Genomic DNA, 16,427 nt, shown 5'->3' on the forward strand with positions numbered 1-16,427 from the left:
TCGCGCGCGACCGCTACAAGGGATCTGCAAGAACTTGTCGAGATCGGTGCCCTCTCGCGCACCGGCGAACGTCGATACACGCGTTACTGGCTGAAGCTTGAGGGGCCGGGTGGGTAGTGCATCGTCGTCGTCGGCGGTCTGATCAGCGCATGACAAACGGGTTCGCCATCGGCGTCTGAGAGGTGCTGATCCATGTCGTTCTGGTTCTGGTGTAATCCAGCACCGCCTCGATCCCGGCCTCGCGGCCATAGCCCGACTGGTTGAAGCCGCCAAAGGGCGCGATGGGCGAGATGGCGCGATAGGTGTTCACCCAGCAGATACCGGCGCGCAGCCGATCCGACACGCGATGCGCCCGCGCCAGATTTTGGGTGAAAACCCCCGACCCGAGGCCATAGGGCGTGTCATTGGCCAATGCGATTGCTTCGTCTTCGGTGTCGAATGGCAAAAGCGACATCACGGGACCGAACATTTCGACCCTGAGCGTTTCCGTGTCGGGCCCGGTGCATTCCACCAGCGTCGGCGCCATATACGATCCGGGTCGATCAAGGGCGCTGCCCCCGAAACGAATGCGCGCGCCCTGGGACCGGGCGGTATCGAGCGTCTGTTCGATCCGCTGGACCTGTGCCTGCGTGCAAAGCGGTCCGACATGGGTGTCGGGCGAAAGTGGATCGCCAACCACGATACCGGCGGCCTTTTCTTCGATGCGCGCGATCAGTTCCTGGAAAACCGGACGCTGCACCAGCCCGCGCGAGCCAGCCACGCAGCTTTGGCCCGATGCGCCGAAATTGCCCGCGATCAAACCGTTCGCGGCCCCGTCCAGATTCGCATCGTCGAACACCAGAATCGGAGATTTGCCGCCGAGTTCCAGTGTCGTGACCGCAAAGTTTTCGGCCGAGTTGCGAACCACATGGCGCGCAGTGTCGGGCCCGCCGGTAAAGGCGATCCGGTCCACATCGGGATGGCGGGTCAGCGGAATGGCGCAGTTTTCGGCATCCCCCGTCACGACGGACACCACCCCAGGCGGAAAGCCTGCCTGTTCGATCAGCCGGGCCAGTTCGAACATCGGGGCGGGGGCCATTTCCGAGGCTTTGAGAACCACCGCACACCCCGCCGCAAGCGCCGGCCCCAGTTTGGTCGCGGTCAGGAACATTTGGGCGTTCCACGGCACGATAGCCGCGACCACGCCGATCGGCATACGGCGGGTAAAGACATGCAGGTCGGGTTTGTCGATGGGTAGAACCGCGCCTTCGATCTTGTCCGCGAGCCCTGCATAGTAGCGATAGTAATCCCCGACATACGCGGTCTGGCTGGCGGTTTCGGCCAGCAATTTGCCGCTATCCGTGGTTTCGATCCGGCCAAGCGCCTCGGCGTTTTGCTCGATCAGATCGGCCAGACGGTACAGCAGCTTGCCGCGTGCGGTCTGGGTCATGTCGCGCCAGGCAGGATCGTTCAGCGCCCGCACCCCGGCGCGCACGGCGCGGTCAATATCCTGAGGTGCGGCGCAGGCGAATGTGGCCCACTCCTCGCCTGTGGCCGGGTTGGTGGTGGTCATGGTCTGGCGTGTGGCGCCTTCGGCCCATTCACCATCTATGAAAAGCGGGTAGTGCGGTTTGTTGGTCATGTCTTTCATCCCTCACTGAAAGGCGGGCATCACATCGTCTATGAAACGCGCGAGCGAGGCGCGCTTGCGTTCGGTTTCCATGCCGGAATCGATCCAGAAGGCGAATTCGTCATAGCCAAGGTCCTCGTAACGCTTGAGCCGGTCAATCACCTCTTGCCTCGTGCCAAAGGCCAGATCGTGGCGCAGCTTGTCGGGGGCTATCATCGGGTTGGATGCGATTTCCTCGTCTGAAAGCTGTTTGATCAGGCCCTGCCGCACGGGACGTTCGTTTTTGAACCAGGCAAAGAAATAGGCGTAATAGCGTGAAATTTCCTGTGCGGCGCGGGCGACGTCATCGGTATCGCTGCCGACATAGGTGTGTTGCAGCAGCATGATCTTGGGGCGCGGGCCGGCATAGCCGTCACAGGCGGCGTTGAAGCGCCCTATCAGTGTTTCGACCTCGTCCATCCCCTGCCAAAGCGGCGTGACCTGAATATTGAATCCGTTATGGATGCCGAATTCATGGCTGTTGGGATCACGCGCGGCGATCCAGATGGGCGGGCCGTCCGGCTGAACCGGCTTCGGGGTGGCGGTGGTGGAGGGGAACTCGAAATAGTTTCCCTTGTGTGCGCAATCGCCTTTCCAGAGTTGCGGCAAGAGCGGGGTCATCTCGCGCATTCTCTGGCCTGCGTCCCAGGCATCCAGCCCCGGCATCAGGCGTTCGTATTCATAGCTGTAGGCTCCACGGGCGACACCCAGTTCGATGCGCCCGCCGGTGAGCTGATCGGCTGCCGCCGCTTCGCCGGCCAGACGGATCGGATGCCAGAAGGGGGCGATGACAGTGCCCGTGCCCAGCCGGACGTTACGGGTGTGATGGGCAAGATCGACCAACGGCAGGAAAGGGTTGGGCGCGATGGTAAATTCCATCCCGTGATGTTCGCCGGTCCAGATGGCGCGCATGCCGCCCTCGTCGGCCATTTTGCACAGGTCCAGGAAGTCCTTGTAAAGAACATCGTGAGGCTGGTCGGGGGTCAGGCGCTCGACATGGGCGAAAAGCGAAAACTCCATCGGGTGTCCTTTCAGGTTTGATGCGTGTCCCCCGTGCCTTCATCGCCGAGATAGAGCGTAAAGGTGCGGTTCCGGGTTTCGAGGGAAAATCGCGCCATCATCGTCGCGATGGCCGGTGTCGTGTATCGCTGGCCGGGCAGGTCCGGGGGGGCGATGCAACGCAGGGCGCCAGCCTTCGCAGGGGCCGCGCCTGTCGCCAGGACATAGGTGTGATGCGCCGCAAGCCTGCGGTCATCGAAGGCCGAATAGACGCGCCCGAGGTCGGCCCTGATCCCGCGCGCCACCAAACCCGCGTCAAGCGCTTCGAGTTGGTTTGTCCGGGTTCGTGCGGTGATCTGCGGCGGGCGCAAGCCGTCAGGGGTTTCTTCCAGCAGGATGCCCGCCGGGGTTTCGATGATCGCCCCGACAACTGCGCCTTGGGCAATGCTTTCGCTTGCTTCGCGTTCGAGCCCGAGGCTGAAATAACGCCCCCCGGCATAGCCCAGCCCCGCGTCGCCGCTATGGTCGAAGTCCTTCACCTCACCCAGAAGGATGGTGTGATCGCCTGCCGGGATCGCCTGATGCGTTACGCAGGAAAACCGTGCCACCGCCCCCCGGATAAACGGAATGCCATGCAGGTCGTTGCCATGCGCGGCCCTGGCAAAACGATCCCCCTTGAAACTGGCGAAGGTGTTCGAGACATCCTCTTGCCCTTCGGCCAGGACGCTGACCGCAAAATGGGTGGCGTTGTGAAAGGTTTCATACGACGACAGGAACCTGCCCGGACAGACCAGCAACAGCGGCGGGTCGAGGGAAACCGAGGAAAACGAATTTGCGGTAAAGCCGACAGGTGTGCCATCGGGCGCGCGGGTGGTCACGACCGTGACGCCCGTCATGAAGCTGCCGAAGGCATTGCGCAGCTCATTCGGGTTGAAATCCTTCATGGCTGGCACCTCAGCGCAAAACTTTCGAGCTGTCGGTTGACCGCGTCGGCATGTGTCATCGGCATCATGTGCGCCGCGCCGTCGATCACCTCGGCGTGCCCGTCAGGTGCCAAAGCCGCCATCGAGCGCGACATATGCGGGGTCGAATTGGCCTCTTCGCTGCCTGTCAGAAAAAGCGCCGGAATGTGCAGCCCGGCGAGCGTTTCGACGGCCGGGCCGTCTTCGAGCGCGAAAACCGAATAGGCGGCCTTGTAACCGGCGGGGTCGCAGCCCCGCAGCCAGCTTTCGCACGCGTTGCGTTCCGGCGATGGTTCATGACCGAACCAGCGGACCAGTGTTTCGCTCGGGTCCGCGACGTTTCGCCCATCCAGGGCCGCAACCCGTGCCGCCACGGCTTTGCGGGCAGTCACGCTGCGCCGGAAAATGGCATTCAGGGCCACCACGCCAAGCAGGCGGTCGGGGTGCCGCGCCGCCAGGTCGAGCGCGATCATCGCACCCATTGAATGCCCCACGACAACGGTGGGCTCATCCAGCCAGAGTGCGGTGAGCCCGGAATAATCCCGCAAGCACATGTCGCGTTGAACCGTGGGGCTTGCGCCGTGGCCCGGCATATCGGGGGCGATAACACTGAACCCGGAGGCGCGAAGCGCGTCGATCTGCGGGCCCCATGCCTCGGCCCTCAGGCCGACGCCGTGAAGCAGCAAGATCCGTGGGCCTTCTCCGGCGACGATGGCTGTCTGGGGGCCGCGCTTACACCGCGGCCGGGTTGTCCAGGTCATGGCCGAGATCCTTCAAATCCTGATAGCGGTCGCCGATGCGGTGATGCGGGCGGCCATTCATCGCAGCGCCCAGTACGACGACGATTTCGTCGGCGCGTGGAGCGTCGGGAATGGCGAACTGGATCGTCAGGTAATGCGACCTGCGCCCGGCATCGTTCTTGTCCATCAGGGGCAGCATGATCGGGGCGTTGGCCCCGCCGCGGGTGTTGGTGAAGGCGAGATAGGATTTTGCCGCGACGGCCTGCCGGTAATGATTGCCAAAGCGCAGCGTGTGGATCAGGCCCGAGGCATGTTCGACTTCGCCGTCGAGGTCGACGACCGCCGCCTTGCCATAGGCTTCGATCCTGTCGCCGCCACCGGCCAGTGCGATCATCCGTTCGGTCAGCATCTCGCCAAGCACGGGGCCGCAGGCGTGAATTTCGGGTTTCAGATCTTCGACATATCGACCGGCCCAGGGATTTCGGACAACGGCCGCTACGGCGAACATGCGCCACGGTTCTTTGGTGGGGCGAAAGCCCTCGATGAGGACCTGTTCGTCATAGGTGACAATTTTGCGGATTTCCGGCTGCATGAAGGGTCTCCTGTTCGTCGCGTGATCGTTTTCGGACGGGGCAGGGATTTTGACAAACGAAAGAAAATCAGGCTTAGACATTAGTAACACTAATATCTGGATTTATCATGGCACGATCCCTCCCTCCACTCACCTGGTTTCGCGCATTTGAAGCCGCCGCGCGGCATCTGAGCTTTACTGCGGCGGCGGCGGAAATCGGGCTGACGCAATCTGCGGTCAGCCAACAGGTCAAGGCACTGGAAACGCGGCTTGGCGTCGTCCTGTTCAATCGCAAACCACGGGGATTGGCGCTGACCGACGATGGGCGCCGACTGCTGCCGCAAGTAGGTGCGGCATTGGAGCGGTTGGCCATTGCAACCGAAACTTTCGATCTGGGGTCTCCCGACAAGGTGTTGACCGTCGCAATGTCGGTCAGCATGGCGCAATGGGTCGTCGCCCCGCGTCTTGCGGATTTCACGAACCGGCATCCGGGGCTGCGCCTGCGCATTCTCAGCGCGATCTGGCCCGATGACTTTCACAGTGCAATGGCCGACGTGGATATCCGGTTCGGGTCGGAGAAACAGGTTGGACAAGGAGCCCGTGAACTGACGCCGAACCGTCTGATCGCGCTCAGATCGCCAGAGTTGGAGGCGCCGCTTTCAGAGGCCGCGCTGATCGAGACGGTGGGAACGTCGGAGGGATGGAAAAGCTGGGGCCGGGAGGCAGGCGTTGACGGGCTGGAACCCACGCTTTTTGCGGACAGTTACGGCATGGCGCTGCAATTGGCGGTTCACGGCAACGGCATAGCCCTGGCGAGTGAACTGCTGGCGCGTCATGCCCTCGAGACGGGGCGGCTTGTGCGGGCGCATGACGCGTGGATTGCAGGCAAGGAAGGGTATTACCTGTCTGTCAACCAGCCCGGTGAAGCCGCCAGAAGTTTCGAAGAGTGGATTCTCGGTGAACTGATGGGGAGATGACCCCCAAGGGGATTGCCAGTTGGCCTGCGGCGCTGTGCGTGTTCAGCCACAGCGAAACGCCAGGGCTGAAAAGCTTTTCCTGGCCAGGCCGATCGACAGGTTCGGTGAACTTCGTATCGTGACCACGGACAAGCCGCGCAGCTAATTCCAGCCCTCGAGTTCAATTGCTTCTGCCCGCAGACAGGGTGACCTGCGCACTCTTATGCGTCGTGTTGCGGCGTTTTGTGATGAAACCCGCAAGATTTACGATCTTGTAGATACCGCCCATCCGTTCGCCACCTCAGGTGCCGCTCGATGAGATCTGAAATTACTCGTCGGGTGGCAGGGGCATGTTCAGAAGGATGGATGACAGGCATTTGCCGTGGGCGTCCAGGGACAGGGACCGTGTGACCCCGCCCTTGAGCGCGCCCTTGATGACGAAATTCATGGCGCAGAGTTGCGGCAAGACATAGCGGGTGACGGCGCTGGCGGGTTGGTTCAGGTAGCCTGCGACGCGTTCGGCGGTGACATCCCGGCGCAAACGGTCGAAATCCCCGGCATGGTAGGCGATGACGGAGATGTTCGAGGTGTCGCCCTTGTCTCCGGTTCGTCCGTGGGCGAGGTCATGCAACTTCATGGGGCTCTCCTGAAATGTCGGCGCGGATTGCAACGCTGTCCGAAGGGACCAGTGTCGAGGCTATCGCGATGATTTCGCGGACGGATTTGGTGACGCCGCCGCCTGCAGCCGGTCCGCAAAGGTAGAGGGCTTCGACCTCTTCCCCAATTTTGCGGGCGGTGTCGGCGTCGGCGCAGCGAGCCGTATAGCGCAGGCGGATGTCGTCATCGCCGCCGATAAGCTGACCAAGCCGTTCGTGAATTTCCGGGCCGGTCAGACGCTGATCCAGGATGGTACGGGCCAGTTCGGCACGTCCACGGGCATTGGCGCCCGCATAGGAAATCTGCCCCTCGCCCTGCCAGCCATCGCGATAGGCGACAGACACCTTGAGCATGCCTGACGGGGGATGCCCCATCGCCCCGCGTACCGCGACCCGATCCGGGCCGACGGACTCGAATGTGACACGGGAAAAATCCGCGATCACGTCCGGTTGCAGGTAACGCGCCGGATCGTGGATTTCATAGAGCATCTGTTCGGTGCAGGTTGCGGGCGTAACGATGCCGCCGGTGTCGGGCAGCTTGGAAACGATCGCGTTGCCGTCCGCTGTGACCTCGGCAAAGGGAAATCCGATATGGGCAAGGTCCGGCACGTCCTTGACGCCGGGATCGGCAAAGTAGCCTCCCGTGATCTGCGCCGAGCATTCAAGGAGGTGCCCGATCAGCGTACCGCGCCCCAGCTTTTCGTAATCGTCCATGGCCCAGCCGAAGTGATGCACCAGCGGCGCAAGAAACAGCGCCGGGTCCGAGGCCCTGCCGCATATGACGATGTCAGCCCCTTGTGAAAGCGCGTTCACGATACCGGAAATGCCGATATAGGCATTCGCGGATACGAGGCGATCCCCGAGCGCCCCGGCTGTTTGTCCGGTTTCGTCAAGTGTGAAACCGGCGATCCCGTCGGACACGTCATCGCCGGTCACGGCGGCGACCTTGAGGGAAAGGCCAAGCTCGGCCACTATGGCGCGCGCCTTTTCGGCGGCGGCCTGCGGGTTGGCCGCGCCCATGTTGGTGACGATTTTCGTGCCATGCCGGGCGCAGCCGGGCAAGGTTGCGCGCAGGCGGCGTTCGAGCAACGGATCATAGCCCGCGTCGGGATTTTTCAGCCGGGCCTCTTGCGCCAGTGCGATGGTGCGCTCAGCCAGGCATTCGAATACCAGCACGTCCAGCGCACCCCGGTCCGCGAGATCGGCTGCCGGTTCGATGCGATCCCCCTGAAACCCTGCGCCGCAGCCAATTCTGAATGGTGTCATGCCAGGGATTCCTTTTTCCGCCGGCCCAGTTTCCGCGCGCCAAAGTAAAGGGCGAGCGCAAGAATGGGGGTGATGGGGTGCGGCCAGAGCGCAAGCGCGATCACGACCAGCAACAGGGCGGTGTCGATGGGTCGGCTTCCGATGAGTGGCGCGCCGGTGAGCATGGCGGGCACCGCAAGAACGAGGACCGCGCCGGACAGGGCCGCCTGGGCTATCGAAAGGGCGCCGCCCTCCATCAGCATTCCGGGATAGAGCAGCAGCAGGAACGGCACCAGGTATGTCACCGCCCCAAGGCGCACGGCATGCCCCGCAGCCGGGAGCCAGTTGGTATTGGCAATTCCCGCGCCGACGAATACCGCCACGCAGACCGGCGGGGTGATGACGGAAATCGTCGCGAAGTAGAAGACGAACAGGTGCGCCGCCAGCGGCGATACGCCAACTGCGGTCATGGCCGGGGCCAACACAGCGGCGACCAGAACGTAAGCGGCGGTCGTCGGAAGGCCCATGCCCATGATCAGGCAGACAAGGCCGACGATCATGGCGACCAGCGGCACGCTGTCGCCTGCCATCGAGACGATCAGCGATGACAGCGTGACGCCGATCCCCGTCAGGTTGATCATCGATACCAGCACCTGTGCGCCGGCCAGCAGGACACCGATGATGACCATGCCCTTGCCCGCGTCTTCCAGCCCATCGACGATCTTGCCGATCATCTGGCGTGGGGACAGCCTGCCGGTTTCGGTTGCGACGAACGCGATCAAAAGGCCGACGATCCCGTAGAACGCGGCGGTGGCGATGGAGCGGCCAAGCCAGATGCCGATGCCAAGGCCGCCAAGCGCAAACAGGATCGGCGCGACACGACGCGGCGCGAGGATGGTGGCCCAGGCGGGCAGTTCATCCTCGGGGACGACGGCAAGCCCACGGCGCAGGGCCACGAAATGCACGGTCATGAAAACCGAGGCATAGAACAGGATCGCCGGGATGATCGCGCCAAGGATGATCGTGGTGTAGGGCATTCCAAGGATTTCGGCCATGACGAAGGCCGCCGCGCCCATGATCGGCGGGGCGATCTGACCGCCCGTGGACGCCACCGCCTCGACCGCCGCTGCGAAGGGGCGGGGATAGCCGAGCCGGATCATCATGGGGATGGTGAAATTGCCTGTCGTGGCGACATTGGCCACGGCCGATCCCGAAATCATGCCGAACAGGCCGCTCGCGATGGTCGCGATCTTGGCCGCGCCGCCGGGTTGACGACCGCCAAGACGCATGGCCAGATCCATGAACGCCTGCCCGCCACCGGAATGGAGCAGCAATGCGCCGAACAAGACGAAGGCTGCGATAACGGTGGCGGCGACGCCGGTCAGCATACCCCAGATGCCCAGATCGCCAAGATAGATGGTTTCGGTGACAAATGCGGCGTCAAAGCCGCGATGATGCAGCGCGCCGGGCAGCATGTCGCCGAACAGCGCATAGCTGAGGCCGACCACAACGAGGATCGGAAATATCAGGCCCACGGTGCGCCGCCCGAGTTCCAGAACGGCCAGAACGAGCCCCGCAGTCAGCGCCTTGTCCAGCGCGGTGGCCCAGGGCAGCGAGGTCATGATTTCATCATAGTTCCAGACGACATAACCGCAGGCAATCAAAACGAGGGTGCACAGCGCGAGGTCAATCGCCAGCCCGATTGGGCGCCAGCGTGTGCCGGCGCCCAGAGGGTAGAGTGCGAACCCCAGAGAGGCCACGAGCGCAAGGAAAAGCGCGCGCTGGATCAACCCTTCGAACGGGCCGGTCGCCGCCGTGTAGAAGACGAAGGCCCCCACCATGATGGCAAGCCCCTTCTGGATGTTCGCGAGGGTCATATCAGTCTGCCTTCAGCTTGGCAGGGATTTCCATACCCTGTTCCTCGAACCAGCGCGCGGCGCCCGGATGCAGGGGCACGGTGCCGTAGTCCAGTGTCATTTGGGCAAGGTCCGCACCCTTGAGCGAGGCCATGGCGTTGGCCTGTGCGCTGTCGTCGGCCATGATGGCGGAAACGATCTGATAGGCGGTTTCATCGTCCATGGACGACGGCGCGGCCACACCCACACCGAAGGCCCACGTGCTGTAGGCGGGGATGCCATCGGCGGCGCCTGCCGGGATGTCCACCACGGAAATGTCGGGCATTTCGGCGCGCAGCGTGTCGGCCTGTTCCGGGGTCAGCCCGATGACCGAGATATCGGTCGAAACGGCGATGTCCATGGTCGACCCATCAAGTTTCTGGCCGGACCCGGATTTCACGTAGCCCACCAGGCGATTGTCCTTGACCGCGCCGACGATATCCGTGGTCGATCCGCGCACGTAGTCGGCACTCAGGCCGAGCGTGTTGAAGACGGCTTCGGTTGTGGCTTCGGTGGAGCCGCCCTTGATGCCGGGGTTGAAGCGTTTGCCGGCCAGATCGGCAAGGCTTGCGACACCTGAATCGGCACGCACGACGACGTTTTGCGGCGCGTTGGTATAGACCCATAGCAGGCGCAGGTCTTGCGCGTTGCCTTCAAACGCGTTGGTGCCAGCCACGGCATGTTGCACGGTGTTCGTGGTCACGAGCCCCAGATCGACCTGCCCGCGCGCCATGCGGCGGATGTTGTCCAGCGTCGCGCCGGTTTCGACGACCGATGCCTTGAGCCCCTCGGCATTGTTGTTGATCAACTGCCCCACGGCGACGAAATAGCCATAGTGGCTGGACGAGGCCGAGGTCGACCCGATGAGCAGGTCGGTTTCCTGCGCGGTCACGGGCGATGCAAGAAGTGTTGCGCCAAGAAGCGCGGCGAGTGTGTGTTTCATGGTATCCTCCCTTGAATACTGGATGGCCCAAATGGGTCTTGCAAAGCATGCATCAAAGCCGTTTGTTGCAAGAATAGACAATTTCGGCATAATTGCTGCATGAAACGCAATAATGTGTCTTTGGCGGATTACATGGCGGTGCTGACCCTGCGGGAAACCGGATCGTTCCGGGCTGCGGCTGAAGAACTGCGACTGTCGCCATCGGCCTTGTCGCGGCAGGTGTCGGGGCTTGAAACCCAGCTTGAAACAAGGCTGTTCGACCGTGACACCCGAAACGTCAGTCTGACGGCCAGTGGCAAGGTGTTCGCGCGGATCGCCGAGCGCATGGTCAATGCCGTCAGGGATGCCGACGCCGAGTTCGACGCGCATCTTTCGGCGCGACACGGGCAGCTTACCATTGCGGGCCTGCCCTCGGTCACGGCGGCGTTGCTGCCGGAAATCCTGAGCCGGTTCACGTCACGGCATCCTGACATCGACGTGAAAGTCATCGATGCCCTGTCAGAAAGCGTCATCGACGTGGTGGAATCCGGGCGTGCGGAACTCGGGTTTACGGCGGGGACTGTTTCAACGCGGTCGCGGCTGGCGTTTCAGCCGTTGATGAACGACGCCTTCGTCGCCATCGGCGCACCGGACGGGCCGTTGCAGGAGGAGCGGCAATACGACTGGTCGGAGCTGGTCGAGATGCCGTTTATCGCCATGGCGAAAGGCACGTCCGTGCGCGAGTTGCTGGACAGCGCCTGCCTTCGGCTGGACAGGCCGCTTTCACCCCGCTTCGAGGTGGCGCATCTGGCGACGGCGGGTGCATTCGTTGCCGAAGGGCTGGGGATTACCGCCCTGCCGGAGCTGACGCTGCCGGTTTTGCCGACCGAGCGCCTTGTGCAGCGGACCATCAGGGATTTCGGCGCGCGGCGTCGCATCGGGCTGGTGCGTCAGGCCGGGCGGTCGCTGTCTCCGGCGGCGAATGCCTTCCTTGAGGTCTTGTCGCAGATCGTCCGGAAGCCTTAGCGCGGGGCCCATGGGCGCAATGGGAAGGCCGCGGGTCTGGAAAACGCGGGTTCTCCTTTCCATGTCATGACACACGGGTCAGACGGATATCGCGGTAACATAGGCCTCGCGGACTGCTGCATGCACATCGCGCGATGCGACGGCATCGCCAAGACGGTACACCCTGCCCGAAAATGCCCCGGATGACGTCAGATCGCGATACAACTCGTTCAGGGGTTGGGTGCCGCGTTCGACCACGATCTGATCGGCGTGGAGCGTTACCGCCTGTCCGCTGAAGCAATGGGTAAACCGTGCGCTGATGCCCCCGGCGTTCTTTGTGACGCTGACCAGTTCGAGATCGGGCATGACCCCAATTCCCTGTTCGGCAAAGCGTTTGCGGTAGCCCGAGTTGTCCTGATAGGGCATTTCCTGTGCAATTATCCCGTCGATGGTCGCGAAAGTCACCTTGCTGCCGGTTTGCCTGACGTGAAGGGCGCAGGACGGGGCAGGAGCGCGGCCCGTTCCATCATGGATCAGGACATGCGCCGCCGGGGTGACTGTGCCGGACAATATATCCCATGTGGATACGCAGAGTTCGGCACCGTCGATTTCATCGAGATCGGGAATGCCCCCCGTCGCGATGAAAACCGTATCCGGCGTTTCGGCCAGGATATCGTCAAGCTCGGCATAGCAGTTCATCCTGAGGTCAACGCCAAGCCGGTCCAGTTCCGCAAGACGCCAGTCGACGATGCCGATCAGGGCCTGCCGTTCCGGGCCTCGCGCGGCAAGGCCGAGCTGCCCGCCAGCCTGCGCCCCCGCCTCGAGCAGAACAACGTCATGCCCCCGCAACGCCGAGACCCGGGCCGCTTCGAGCCCGGCGATGCCGCCGCCGACCACGACGACGCGGCCAGGCGTTTCCGTTCGCTGGACGGTGTGGGGAATGCCGGGTTCGTTGCCGGTGGCGGCGTTGTGAATGCAGTTTGCCTTTTTGTAGAGACAGTACGAGGCACCGACACAGGGGCGGATGCGATCCTCGGTTCCGTCGAGAAGATGTTGCACCAGATGCGGATCGGCCAGATGCGCGCGGGTCATGCCGACAAGGTCCACGATCCCCTCGCGGATGGCGTGGCGGGCTGTCGCGGTGTCCCGGATGCCACCGGCGTGGATCAGCGGCAGAGTGGTTTCGGCGCGAAAGCGGGCGACGGAGGCCAGATAGGGCGCACCGGGCTGAAACATTCCCGGCATGTTGTCCTCGGACAGGACCAGATCGCTGTCCATCCGCCCGTAGATGGCGTCGAAGAAATCGACCAGCCCTTCGCGTTCGAACATCCGGGCCAGCGCGATGCCGTCTTCGGCGTTCAGGCCGCCCTCGGTGCCCTCGTCGATGACAAGCCGGATTCCGATGGCGATGCTGTCGCCCACGGCCTCGCGGATGGCTTCGTGGACCATCAGGCCAAAGCGCGCGCGATTTTCCAGCGAACCGCCGAATTCGTCGGTTCGCCGGTTGGCCAGCGGCGACATGAATTGCCCGATCAGGTGCCCGCCGCAGAGGGTTTCGACCCCATCAAGCCCGCCGTCGCGTGCGCGCCTGGCGGCATCGGCGTATTCGGCGATCACGCGGTCAATGTCGTCGCGATCCATCTCGCGGGGGAAGCCGCGACCACGGGTTTCACGGATGGGGGACGGGGCGATGGTGGGACGCCATTCGCCGTGAAAGGCGTTTGCACGGCGTCCAAGGTGGGAAATCTGGGTCATGACCGCAGCCCCCTGGGCATGAATGCGGGCCGACAGGCTTTGGAGATAGGGCAGGATGTGATCATCGCTCATGTCCAGTTGCCCGCCACCCCAGCTTGAGTCGCGCGACACCATCGCACTGCCGCCGATCATCGTCATTGCCAGCCCGCCACGGGCTTTTTCTTCGTGATAGGCCTGATAGCGTTCACCGGGCATTCCGCCATCGTCCTTCATCGAGGCATGGCTGGTGCTGACGATCCGGTTGCGCAGGTTCAGCGTGCCCAGAGTGAACGGTGCCAATAGCGGGTCGTTGCTCTGCGGTGTGGTCATGGGTCCCGATCCTTTTGTCGCGCCGACCACCCTCCACGAGAAGAAGGCGCCGTTACAGATTGAAAAATCGGGCAGACCCTATACGCTCAGCGTATGACTGAATTGTCTCATCTCATTTCTTCGCCCAAATCGCTGCTGGTTTTCGAAGCCGCCGCGCGACATGGCAGCTTTAGCCGCGCGGCGAAGGATTTCAACATTTCGCAGCCTTCGATCAGCCGCAACATCGCGCAGCTTGAACAGGATATCGGGCAACCGCTGTTCGTGAGGGGAGCAGGGGGCGCAAGCCTGACCGAGGCAGGGCAGTTTCTGTTTGCGGCGGCCAGCGAAGGGTTGACGCGCATTGCCGAAGCGGTGGCCGCGCTTCGGGCGCAAAGCGACATTCAAAGCCCGGAAATCGTTCTTTCGCTGTCCAATGCCTTTGTCACAAACTGGCTGGTTTCGCGTCTGGCCGTGCTGTCCGACAGTTTCCCCGAGGCGGTGTTGCGTTTTGATTTGGTGGCGGGAACGCGGCAGAAGGTGGCGGGTGAGGTGGACATCGCGACGCTCATTGCCGACCCCGCGCCGGGTGCCATCGTTCTGGCCCCGGAGGTGATCGTTCCGGTTTGCAGCCCGGATTATCTGTCGGCACATGGCCGCGTTGCCGGGCCGGACGCCATGTCTGGCGAAAACGCCGTCACGGGGCACCGTTTTCTGCATCTTTCGGATCACCCGAAATCGATCTGGGCGCCGGTTCTGGGCAAATCCGCCGCCGGCACAGGGGGCATTTGGCACGAGTTTTCGGATTATGCGGCGATCGTTCAGGCGGCGATGGACGGGTCCGGGATCGCGCTTGGCTGGCTGAGTGTCGTTGCGGGCAGTCTGCGAAGCGGGCGGCTTGTCCCTGCCTGGGACGGCGGCTGGATCGAAACCGGGCGTGTCGTTCAATTGCTGTCGACGCGTCCGGGGCCGATGCGTCCGATGGCGCAGGACATCGCGCGCTGGATCTGTGCGCGGATGGACGAAGATATCGAGGCCGTCGCCGATCTGGGGGCGGGGCCAAGGGTCCGGCGGCGGCCGCAGCATAATATGTGGGATGGTCCCGGTATTCGGTAGAAAAAGTCATTGAGTACGTCGCATGCTGGACGGGGCGCGCTGTATTGCCCTCTTGCGGATAAGAACCCCAGACAGGAAATACGTTTCATGCAGTCCGAAAACGATGATGTCAGAATAGGAACGGGGAGCCTGTGCGAAAGCGGGACCGACAGTGCCAGACGCTATGCCGCTTTCATGTCAAGGTCTGCACCGGAGGATGAAGAGCGGATTCGCGTGGATTCCTACAATGCGACCATCCGTCCGATCACGCCGGACGACCGGGCGTTGCTGCATGAGCTGACGCTTTCCGTTTTCTGGCGGCACAAGACCCGCGACCTGGACCTGTTCATGTCATTGGGGCAGGGCTATATCGCATTGGACGAAATTGGCCGGCCTCTGGGATCGGCGGTGTATTACCCGTTCGGGCCGGATTTTGCGGCGTTCGGGTTGGTAGCCACGATACCACGGTTGCAGGCCCAAGGGGTCGGGCGGCGTTTGTTGCGTCGGATTCTGAAGGATTGCGAAGGCCGCGATCTGCGGATCATGGCCACGAAACCGGTGTATTGGCTGAGTGAAGCCGCCGGGTTCGTGCCGGTCGGAACGATATGGCAGCACGAAGGCGTGGCGCGGCTGGCCCATCTTCCCGATCCGGTGTCAGGGCTTGAGATCTGCCCGCTGAAAGCCTCGCATATGCCTGTGGTCAATGCGCTTGATGCGCGGGCCTATGGGGCCGATCGCGAAATCATGCTGAACAAGTTGCTGGACCTTTCCGAAGGGGTCGTCGCGCTGCGTGACGGTGTGGTGCGCGGCTATGCGATGATGCGCCCGTTTGGCCGGGGCTATGTCATCGGGCCGCTGGTGGCGGATGATGACGACATGGCGATACAAATCTGTGCCTCGCTGATCCAGCGGCGCAAGGGGTGTTACCTGCGTGTGGACACGCCCCGGCAAAGCGGGCATTTCAAAGCGTTCCTTGCCGCCGCCGGTTTGGGTGCCCTGGATACAGTGACTGAAATGCGTATGGGCCGCTTCCGCCGGTCGACGGAAGGGCCGGTGATTTATGGTCTTGCCGCGCAGGGCCTGGGCTGACGCGAACGGGTCTTTTGGGGGGGCGTGTTATTCAGGACAGGCGATCCTTGAGCCCGAACCACATCCCGACAAGCGGAAGGAACCAGGGCTTGCCGTTGTGCAGCGGAATGCTGGGCCAGTCGAGGCCCGCAAGCGGGTTGCTGTCCGTCCGCCCCATGGCCATGTCGGCCAGGGACTGCCCGATCAGGGTCGACAATTGCGCCCCGTGGCCGGAATAGCCCATGCCGTAAATCATGCCGTCGGTTTCGCCCGCGCGCGGGAATCGATCCTTTGTCATGCCGACAAGCCCGCCCCAGCAATAATCGATGTCCACATCGGCCAGATGCGGAAATATCCCGGCCAGAGAGCGGCGCAGGATTTCGCCGGACGTGGCATCCGAGCGCTGATCCGACACCGCCGAGAACCGCGCGCGCCCGCCAAAGATCAGGCGGTTGTCCGGTGACAGGCGGAAATAGTTGCCGATGTTCAGTGATGTGATGTTGATTTCTGCTGAGAAGTGACCCGGTATTTTCACCGAGAACTGACCCACCCTTGTTTATGTCTCAGCGGTCATGTTGTGGTCAATGCAGGCGTCTCCTTTCTCTTTTTCTTTGCGGCCTCTGAG

At 62.8% G+C, this 16,427-nt stretch carries 15 protein-coding genes and 1 pseudogene; 5 read left to right on the plus strand and 11 right to left on the minus strand.

Going from position 1 to position 16,427, the window contains the following annotated elements; genetic code table 11:
* A pseudogene (locus KPG71_RS19710) lies at positions 1 to 117 on the plus strand (DUF4172 domain-containing protein); the annotation flags it as partial.
* A gap of 25 nt (positions 118 to 142) precedes the next feature.
* Here the strand turns inward: KPG71_RS19710 and KPG71_RS18955 are convergent.
* From KPG71_RS18955 to KPG71_RS18975, 5 genes are read right to left on the minus strand one after another with little or no spacing between them, the layout of a single operon-like run.
* Positions 143 to 1,621 (minus strand): aldehyde dehydrogenase, encoded by a 1,479-nt coding sequence (locus tag KPG71_RS18955; protein WP_216340223.1) that lies wholly within the window; start codon positions 1,619 to 1,621, stop codon positions 143 to 145.
* Between the two features lie 12 nt (positions 1,622 to 1,633).
* Positions 1,634 to 2,668 carry an LLM class flavin-dependent oxidoreductase gene (locus KPG71_RS18960; protein WP_216340225.1) on the minus strand — a complete coding sequence of 345 codons (1,035 nt, stop codon included), beginning with the start codon at positions 2,666 to 2,668 and terminating at the stop codon, positions 1,634 to 1,636.
* Positions 2,669 to 2,679: 11 nt separating this feature from the next.
* A complete protein-coding gene (locus KPG71_RS18965; protein WP_216340227.1) occupies positions 2,680 to 3,591 on the minus strand; it encodes a flavin reductase family protein in 912 nt (303 codons plus the stop codon).
* Positions 3,588 to 4,295, minus strand: a complete 708-nt coding sequence (locus tag KPG71_RS18970; RefSeq protein WP_253196384.1) for an alpha/beta fold hydrolase — start codon at positions 4,293 to 4,295, stop codon at positions 3,588 to 3,590. The genes KPG71_RS18965 and KPG71_RS18970 overlap by 4 nt, the downstream gene beginning before the upstream one ends.
* Before the next feature lie 46 nt (positions 4,296 to 4,341).
* The gene (locus KPG71_RS18975) at positions 4,342 to 4,941 is read right to left on the minus strand and encodes an amino acid synthesis family protein (RefSeq protein ID WP_216340231.1); all 600 of its coding nucleotides are present in this window, start codon (positions 4,939 to 4,941) and stop codon (positions 4,342 to 4,344) included.
* 107 nt (positions 4,942 to 5,048) lie between these two features.
* Here KPG71_RS18975 and KPG71_RS18980 point away from each other — a divergent pair, with 107 nt between their 5' ends.
* Entirely contained in the window at positions 5,049 to 5,897 is an 849-nt protein-coding gene (locus KPG71_RS18980; RefSeq protein ID WP_216340232.1) for a LysR family transcriptional regulator, read from the plus strand.
* 307 nt (positions 5,898 to 6,204) lie between these two features.
* On the opposite strand, the gene KPG71_RS18985 is transcribed toward KPG71_RS18980, so the two are convergent.
* From KPG71_RS18985 to KPG71_RS19000, 4 genes are read right to left on the minus strand one after another with little or no spacing between them, the layout of a single operon-like run.
* The gene (locus KPG71_RS18985; RefSeq protein ID WP_216340234.1) at positions 6,205 to 6,513 is read right to left on the minus strand and encodes a hypothetical protein; all 309 of its coding nucleotides are present in this window, start codon (positions 6,511 to 6,513) and stop codon (positions 6,205 to 6,207) included.
* Complete coding sequence (locus tag KPG71_RS18990) at positions 6,500 to 7,798, minus strand: acyclic terpene utilization AtuA family protein (RefSeq protein WP_216340236.1); 1,299 nt, start codon at positions 7,796 to 7,798, stop codon at positions 6,500 to 6,502. The genes KPG71_RS18985 and KPG71_RS18990 overlap by 14 nt, the downstream gene beginning before the upstream one ends.
* On the minus strand, positions 7,795 to 9,654 hold the full coding sequence (locus KPG71_RS18995) for a TRAP transporter fused permease subunit (RefSeq protein WP_216340239.1): 1,860 nt from the start codon (positions 9,652 to 9,654) through the stop codon (positions 7,795 to 7,797). Before KPG71_RS18995 ends, KPG71_RS18990 begins: the two co-directional genes overlap by 4 nt.
* A 1-nt stretch (position 9,655) precedes the next feature.
* Complete coding sequence (locus KPG71_RS19000; protein ID WP_216340241.1) at positions 9,656 to 10,615, minus strand: TAXI family TRAP transporter solute-binding subunit; 960 nt, start codon at positions 10,613 to 10,615, stop codon at positions 9,656 to 9,658.
* 99 nt (positions 10,616 to 10,714) lie between these two features.
* Between KPG71_RS19000 and KPG71_RS19005 the strand changes: the two genes are divergently transcribed.
* On the plus strand, positions 10,715 to 11,620 hold the full coding sequence (locus KPG71_RS19005) for a LysR family transcriptional regulator (RefSeq protein ID WP_216340243.1): 906 nt from the start codon (positions 10,715 to 10,717) through the stop codon (positions 11,618 to 11,620).
* Positions 11,621 to 11,698: 78 nt separating this feature from the next.
* Here the strand turns inward: KPG71_RS19005 and KPG71_RS19010 are convergent, their stop codons facing one another.
* Positions 11,699 to 13,663 carry an FAD-dependent oxidoreductase gene (locus KPG71_RS19010; RefSeq protein WP_216340245.1) on the minus strand — a complete coding sequence of 655 codons (1,965 nt, stop codon included), beginning with the start codon at positions 13,661 to 13,663 and terminating at the stop codon, positions 11,699 to 11,701.
* Between the two features lie 93 nt (positions 13,664 to 13,756).
* Between KPG71_RS19010 and KPG71_RS19015 the strand changes: the two genes are divergently transcribed.
* Both KPG71_RS19015 and KPG71_RS19020 read left to right on the plus strand, forming a co-directional pair.
* Positions 13,757 to 14,755, plus strand: a complete 999-nt coding sequence (locus KPG71_RS19015; protein ID WP_216340248.1) for a LysR family transcriptional regulator — start codon at positions 13,757 to 13,759, stop codon at positions 14,753 to 14,755.
* 174 nt (positions 14,756 to 14,929) lie between these two features.
* Positions 14,930 to 15,823 (plus strand): GNAT family N-acetyltransferase, encoded by an 894-nt coding sequence (locus KPG71_RS19020; RefSeq protein WP_216340250.1) that lies wholly within the window; start codon positions 14,930 to 14,932, stop codon positions 15,821 to 15,823.
* Positions 15,824 to 15,854: 31 nt separating this feature from the next.
* Here KPG71_RS19020 and KPG71_RS19025 read toward each other — a convergent pair whose 3' ends face one another.
* Positions 15,855 to 16,352 (minus strand): FAD-binding oxidoreductase, encoded by a 498-nt coding sequence (locus KPG71_RS19025; RefSeq protein ID WP_216340252.1) that lies wholly within the window; start codon positions 16,350 to 16,352, stop codon positions 15,855 to 15,857.
* Between the last annotated feature and the right edge of the window lie 75 nt (positions 16,353 to 16,427).

The organism is Roseovarius sp. PS-C2 (assembly GCF_018862045.1).
In the GTDB taxonomy this organism is placed as follows: Bacteria; Pseudomonadota; Alphaproteobacteria; order Rhodobacterales; family Rhodobacteraceae; genus Roseovarius.

Coding starts and splice junctions, on each gene's coding strand:
- KPG71_RS18990 (WP_216340236.1), bottom strand. CDS start 7,798: ATGACACCATTCAGAATTGGCTGCGGCGCAGGGTTTCAGGGGGATCGC.
- KPG71_RS19010 (WP_216340245.1), bottom strand. CDS start 13,663: ATGACCACACCGCAGAGCAACGACCCGCTATTGGCACCGTTCACTCTG.
- KPG71_RS19015 (WP_216340248.1), top strand. CDS start 13,757: ATGACTGAATTGTCTCATCTCATTTCTTCGCCCAAATCGCTGCTGGTT.
- KPG71_RS18960 (WP_216340225.1), bottom strand. CDS start 2,668: ATGGAGTTTTCGCTTTTCGCCCATGTCGAGCGCCTGACCCCCGACCAG.
- KPG71_RS19020 (WP_216340250.1), top strand. CDS start 14,930: ATGTCAAGGTCTGCACCGGAGGATGAAGAGCGGATTCGCGTGGATTCC.
- KPG71_RS19000 (WP_216340241.1), bottom strand. CDS start 10,615: ATGAAACACACACTCGCCGCGCTTCTTGGCGCAACACTTCTTGCATCG.
- KPG71_RS18985 (WP_216340234.1), bottom strand. CDS start 6,513: ATGAAGTTGCATGACCTCGCCCACGGACGAACCGGAGACAAGGGCGAC.
- KPG71_RS18980 (WP_216340232.1), top strand. CDS start 5,049: ATGGCACGATCCCTCCCTCCACTCACCTGGTTTCGCGCATTTGAAGCC.
- KPG71_RS18975 (WP_216340231.1), bottom strand. CDS start 4,941: ATGCAGCCGGAAATCCGCAAAATTGTCACCTATGACGAACAGGTCCTC.
- KPG71_RS18965 (WP_216340227.1), bottom strand. CDS start 3,591: ATGAAGGATTTCAACCCGAATGAGCTGCGCAATGCCTTCGGCAGCTTC.
- KPG71_RS18995 (WP_216340239.1), bottom strand. CDS start 9,654: ATGACCCTCGCGAACATCCAGAAGGGGCTTGCCATCATGGTGGGGGCC.
- KPG71_RS18955 (WP_216340223.1), bottom strand. CDS start 1,621: ATGACCAACAAACCGCACTACCCGCTTTTCATAGATGGTGAATGGGCC.
- KPG71_RS19005 (WP_216340243.1), top strand. CDS start 10,715: ATGAAACGCAATAATGTGTCTTTGGCGGATTACATGGCGGTGCTGACC.